The sequence below is a fragment of the Roseofilum sp. SBFL genome, from assembly GCF_017746885.1.
Lineage (GTDB): Bacteria > Cyanobacteriota > Cyanobacteriia > Cyanobacteriales > Desertifilaceae > Roseofilum.
On record NZ_JAGHZH010000066.1, the window covers coordinates 1 to 5,749 of the forward strand.

The window sequence follows — 5,749 nt, forward strand, 5'->3', positions numbered from 1 at the left end:
GGTGAGAGATATTTTTAGGGGTTTTGGGAGGGGTTGCCAGTTCTCTCAGGGAACTCCTTGAATTTCTCTATGAATTCTATAGAAAACTCTAATTACTATCTAACTCATTCAACCTATTTCTTGCACCTTATTTTTTACGGTATTATGGTGAGTTTAGGTGCAAATCAGGTGTAGTGCCACTTTTGGGATGAGGAGGTTGTGGGTTTTCATCCCGCCATTCCTAGGCGAGAGTCATAGCATGTAATTTATGAAGTTAAACTGGGGTGCTAGGATTCGAACCTAGGAATGGCGGGACCAAAACCCGCTGCCTTACCGCTTGGCTACACCCCATTGGCTTTACCTTTGATATGATAACCTTAAGTGCTAGGGGTTTGTCAAGGGTTTGACTGAAAAATTCCCCCAATTTACCCGAATTTCCCCTGTGGGAGTCCCTGAATCTGTACGTGATGAGGCAACCGTGTTGTTCACAACTCCGCCATCTCCCCCTAAAATCCTCGCCGTTGATGACAGTGCGATCGTCCAAAAATCGATTCAAAATGCACTCCAAGATCAAGGAGTAGAGGTTTTAGTCGCTGATAATGCTGTAGATGCCTTAAATTTAATTTATAACGAATCCATCGCTGTTCTTTTACTTGATGTTTCTATGCCAGGGGTTGATGGTTTGGAACTGTGCCGTACCATTCGCAGTATCCCTGAGTTTCAATCTCTGCCGATTGTGATGGTGACTGCGCGGGATAGTCCGTTTGATAAAGTCCAAGGGCAACTTGCTGGGGCAACCCAGTATCTGACTAAGCCTTTTGATTCCCAAACCATACAAGGTATTGTCCAAGGTTTTATCGATCAAAGAAAATCAAGGTAAAGGATTTAGTCCTTTACCTTTATAAGTCAACTCTGCTGGTAAAACGCTACTAACTTTTAGTGGTTTGCGTTGCCAGCAGTTCTTTGAGTTTTTCCAGATCCGCAGCCCAACGAGGATCGGGTTGAATGGAACCCGTATCTTGGCTGGGGCTAGAGGTGCTTTTCTTGGACTTATTTTTCTTACGGTTTCCACCACCGCTTGAACTGGCAGTAGGAGCGCTAGAGGCTGCCCCACCTTCTGCGCTGCCCCCCTCTTTACCTTTGTTCCGAGGCTGGGCTTTCTCGATCTTAAGGGGACTTTCTTTGAGCAGATAACCATTAAATTGCTCAATAATTTGATCGGCTTGCTCTTCATTTTTGACCGTGACAAACCCAAATCCGCGACACTTACCGGTCTTACGGTCTGTAATGACCTTAGTGGAAACTTTGGGTTCTGTTTCAGCAAAAATGGCTTCTAGCTCTTGCTTTTCCGTTTCTTTCGGTAAGTTACCAACGTATAACCGAACAGACATTGATAAGACCTCCCTATTTAGTCTGAGTTGACATAGATATGGCATGACCTAGCGTCCTGAACACCGAGCTGGCATTCAGTAGACTGAGGATGATGGGTAAACACAGCAAAATATTCACCTCGTTGGTAAACCTTTACTATTAGGATTGGGTTAGGCATCACGTTGCTCATTGAGTCTCATGGCAGGCTTTATCGATTCCGAAGACTCGGAAAAGGAAGAGCCAGGTTTTCCCTTTGGAGTCACTGTAAATTTTCCGGGTATTCCTATCGCTATCGAGCACATATTTATATTTTTTAGGTGGCTCTACCATGTTTACTTCATGCCATATTTAACCTATCACGTTTTGGCAGATGGAGCTACCCAAAACTCAATTATTTTATCCTTAAGTCCAGGATTTTGTCATCCCCTTGTTCAGAAATTTTCTTAATCCTATGGCTAACAGATAGTAAAAACCAGCCGCATAACCGGCTGGTTAACTTGCTGTGTTGGGAGGAAGAACACATGATTCCAAAGCAGCCCACCTTGCACTTGCGTTGTCGATCGCCAGGTTGATTGACTGTTCTGGCTTGAGCCTTCTTGTTAAGAAATGTAACACATAAATTGAAATCTCGCAAAATTTCTTTACATTAGGTCTGAAAAACCAGATAAGCCCCCCAAAGTCCAAAGGAGATCGCCAGTAAAGACAGGAGTAGGGGATGATAGCTATTGGCTTGTAGTTGCGATCGCCCCTCCAAATAGGCCAAATCTATAGCCACATCAGCCCCCCGATGCAACCAGCCCCCCACCTTCACAGACTGACCGATCAAATCTTTGGGGCAAATAGGGTTAATCCCCCAATCCCCAAAAATACTCGCACGGGGGCAATGGCGTAAACGAATCAACCCCGCAGAAGTGTGTAGCATTAACGTCTGTCCTAAACCATTATGAACCCCACGCCGTCCCAAGAGTTTGCCCTGTAACCGCATAATCTGGCGTTTTTGAGGAGTTAAAGTAGCGTCGATTTGGAACTTAGCGAAGGATTCTGAGCGATCGATGCGCTGAGCCTGGAGGGGACGCACTTCCGGATAATAGCGATTGATCTGAAGCATTAGGATCAGGCTCAAACTAATGAAATAACAAGCGGTGATTAAATCCCCATCCTGATCTTGGGAGAGCCAAACCAATTGACCCACATAGAAAAAATAGGCGATCGCTCCCACCAGCATCAACACCAGACGAAACCCGATCCCCACAATGAACGCTTGACAGAGAGAGCGAGGGAATAGAGGGAGACTATTATTAACAAAGATCGAAGTGGCAACAATCAAATTAATCGCCGTTTTCAGCCATTCAGGTAAAGTTGAAGGTAAAGAGAGCCGAATGGGAGAGGAAAAGGGCAGACGTAACTCGGTTTCTAAACTGAAATTCATCTGGGTGGTTAGCCATTGGGTAAAATCTGACGATAAAGAGAAGCGACGAGGAGGGATAAACGGTAAATCCAACTCCGTTTCTAAGCGGAAAAATCGGGCTAAATCCGTTAACCGTTGCAGGCGATCGCCCAATCGTCCATGACTACTCAGTAGGGTAACTCCGTAGCGATAGAGATTGTGTAAATCCCATTGCAGAACACTTTCAAAGGGTTGATTCGGGGTTAGATTACCGATCGCGATCGCCTGTTCCACCCCTAGGGGAAGCAAGAGATCGAAGCGTTCTACAACTTCCGGCACAGTAGATGTCTGCATAATTCCCCTGTGCCAACTTTGTGCCAGTTTCAACAATCCACGGGTAAGTGCATTCGGGTCTCCGGTGAGACTTACTGCGCTGGCATCACTATAAAGCAGTCGCCATCGAGAGAGCAGCAGTAAGGGCAGACGGAACAGATGATAGTAGGTATAACTGAGATTTGCTAAGAGAGTAGATAAGCCTCTGACGATTAGTTCTAGCAGAGGGATATCCAGGCGATCGGCCAAACGCTCACCTAACTTAGAGACTGACCAATATAGAGTATAGGGAAGTTGCAGGAAACAGACACAAGCTGAAAGCAAGAGAAAATCCCAGTTCAGAATGTGAGCCAGTTGGGTTGCGTAAAAGATAGCGAGTTCATCATCTTCCAAGCGATCGAGCATTCCCTGAGAAATAACCACATGACCGGTAGGGCGCAAGTGACCGATCGGGTATTGGATATATGTAAAAATTAGGGGCAACGAAGTGGGTAAAATACCCAGTGTAGGTTGGGGAAGTTTCCGTTGACGACAACAGCGTTGAATTAGGGTCGCTGATTCTGGCCGGATGGTTTTGAGATGCTCTAGGTTTAGGGGTTCTAATTCATACCCTTTTTTGAGCAGGACAGAGAGCAAAACTGGAGAAGCGATAAAAATTAATAATGAGAAGATGAATAGGAATAACGTGGGGTCTTGATAGAGAATTTGCCAAGGGCTGAGAAAGGGCAGTTTCAAAAGCAGGTACTGGACAAGGGAAAAGCTGATCTCAATGACAGTCACCATCCAGCCAAAAAAGGCGATCGCCGTTATTCCTTGCAAACCCCATAACCAACGAATATCCGATCCCAGTTTCGAGGTTTTCGGGAGAGTGCCCCATCGTTTAGCACGTCCAGCGTTTTTCCAGGTTCTCACTTCTGGGGCAGTAGAAGGAACGGACAGACGGTTATTGGGTTCTTTCACTTCCGTTTTGGGAGCCTGAGGAGCAGAAACGGGTAAAGCATCTGTGGGATCGTCGGGAGACATGGTCTTGGATGGCTCCAGATCGGGGAACTGGCGCTTGAGTTTAGGTAAGGTTTTTTTCGCCCAGTTTTGGAACGGTGCATCGGGGCTGTAGATGAGCAACTGGCATAAATTAAGTGCTTGTTGCCCTTGACCCACTTTACGATAAGCAATAACTAATCCCTGTTGAGCGCGTCTTTTGCAAATGCCCTCTGATTCATTGGTATAAACGCCGTTTAAGTGGGCGATCGCGAGATCGTACTCTTGACGCTTGAGTGCTGCTAACCCCGCCGTTAAGGAAGGGCGTTGTGGGGGTGGTGATGACATATAGGAGGTGATAGTAGGCCATTGAGAGTGATAGCAGCAAGAATATCTCCCCCTATTCCTTATCTTCGCTGTCGAAGGGTATAGGCATAGGGTACGGTTATCCTTAACTCAATCTATGCTAATCTAACGCCAGTTTGGGTATCGGGAAGAGCCTAGAGGCGATCGCTAAAAGAACAGTTTTTTAGAGAAGAACAGGTGTATGTATTTCTCAAGTCCACTCCTCAAGAAGGGTGATAGATTTTCATCATTGCCTGAGTGCCCAATTCTCCCCCATTATCTAGCTTCTCAACACTCTTAAAATGCTGATTGGCTAACTCAGTACCTGGGAAATCTTCGGCTTCAATCATTTCTAAAACCAAGCGTAAATCTTTTAAGATATGCTTAATGGCGAAACCAGGAGCAAAATCAGACTGATTAATTTTAGGGCCGAGATTGGAGAGCGCCCAAGAGCCAGCCGCACCACCCCTACAAACTTCAACGATTAAATTGGGATCGATCTTCTGTTTTTGGGCCAGTTTTATGGCTTCGCATAAACCGATGAGATTGGCCGAGCATAAGACTTGATTACAGAGTTTAACCGCTTGTCCACTGCCAACCGGGCCGCAGAGATGGATGGATTTTCCCATGACTTCAAAGAAGGGTAAGCATTCGTTAAAATCAGCTTCACTACCTCCGACCATAATTGTTAATGTGCCGTTTTGTGCCCCAATATCTCCCCCAGAGACGGGAGCATCTAAAAATCGGAGTGATTTAGTGGATAAGGTTTGGGCGATCGCCTGAGCGGCATTGGGGCCAATGGTACTCATATCCACCACCAGAGTCTCTGGTCTCGCCCATTCTGCCACACCGCCCGGGCCACATAGGACTTCCTCCACATCGGGGACATCACCCACACAGGAGAAAATCACATCTGCTGTAGCTACAGCTTCTTGAATGGAGGAAACGATCTCTACACCTGCTTCTAGAGCCGTTGTTATCTCTGGGCGATCGGGGGTACGATTCCACCCTTTAATCGGATATCCGGCACGAGCCAGGTTAGCACTCATAGGCCCGCCCATAACTCCAAGTCCTAAAAAAGCGAGTTGTTGATTCATGGTTTGTGTTGTATGGAACTACGAATTGACATACTCACCGGGCTGAAGCCACGGTGATTCTTAACGCTTCACTGACTGATGCTACCGAAGTAGTCTTACTCTGTCTCTGCGTCCGTTTAGAGTCTCCCAATGCCCTATGGCGACTTCGTTCTATGTTTTTTGCTGCATTCTCATCTCGGTCGTGTTCAGTGCCACAATTTAGGCATCGAACCAACCGAATTTTTAGATCGAGCTTGCCCCATTTGTAGCCGCACTTAGA

At 46.3% G+C, this 5,749-nt stretch carries 5 protein-coding genes and 1 tRNA gene; 1 reads left to right on the forward strand and 5 read right to left on the reverse strand.

Annotated features, from left to right (window positions below; all coding sequences use genetic code 11):
- Window positions 1-258: 258 nt before the first annotated feature.
- Window positions 259-330 (reverse strand) — tRNA-Gln (locus tag J7545_RS07255).
- A 130-nt stretch (window positions 331-460) separates the two neighbouring features.
- Between J7545_RS07255 and J7545_RS07260 the strand changes: the two genes are divergently transcribed.
- Window positions 461-859 (forward strand): response regulator, encoded by a 399-nt coding sequence (locus tag J7545_RS07260; protein ID WP_413038590.1) that lies wholly within the window; start codon window positions 461-463, stop codon window positions 857-859.
- Between the two features lie 49 nt (window positions 860-908).
- Here the strand turns inward: J7545_RS07260 and J7545_RS07265 are convergent, their stop codons facing one another.
- The 4 genes from J7545_RS07265 to J7545_RS07280 all read right to left on the reverse strand — a co-directional run.
- Window positions 909-1,370 carry an RNA-binding protein gene (locus J7545_RS07265; RefSeq protein ID WP_318697883.1) on the reverse strand — a complete coding sequence of 154 codons (462 nt, stop codon included), beginning with the start codon at window positions 1,368-1,370 and terminating at the stop codon, window positions 909-911.
- A gap of 626 nt (window positions 1,371-1,996) precedes the next feature.
- A complete protein-coding gene (locus J7545_RS07270; RefSeq protein WP_318697882.1) occupies window positions 1,997-4,396 on the reverse strand; it encodes a M48 family metallopeptidase in 2,400 nt (799 codons plus the stop codon).
- Between the two features lie 221 nt (window positions 4,397-4,617).
- Window positions 4,618-5,490, reverse strand: coding sequence for an NAD(P)-dependent oxidoreductase (locus J7545_RS07275; protein ID WP_318697881.1), 873 nt, complete (start codon window positions 5,488-5,490; stop codon window positions 4,618-4,620).
- Window positions 5,491-5,524: 34 nt separating this feature from the next.
- The coding region (locus tag J7545_RS07280; protein WP_318719358.1) for a zinc ribbon domain-containing protein at window positions 5,525-5,749 on the reverse strand (225 nt) is incomplete at its 5' end.

What these genes read in the sequence shown, in the direction of transcription:
- J7545_RS07275 (WP_318697881.1), bottom strand. Translation starts at nt 5,490, where the DNA reads ATGAATCAACAACTCGCTTTTTTAGGACTTGGAGTTATGGGCGGGCCT.
- J7545_RS07270 (WP_318697882.1), bottom strand. Translation starts at nt 4,396, where the DNA reads ATGTCATCACCACCCCCACAACGCCCTTCCTTAACGGCGGGGTTAGCA.
- J7545_RS07265 (WP_318697883.1), bottom strand. Translation starts at nt 1,370, where the DNA reads ATGTCTGTTCGGTTATACGTTGGTAACTTACCGAAAGAAACGGAAAAG.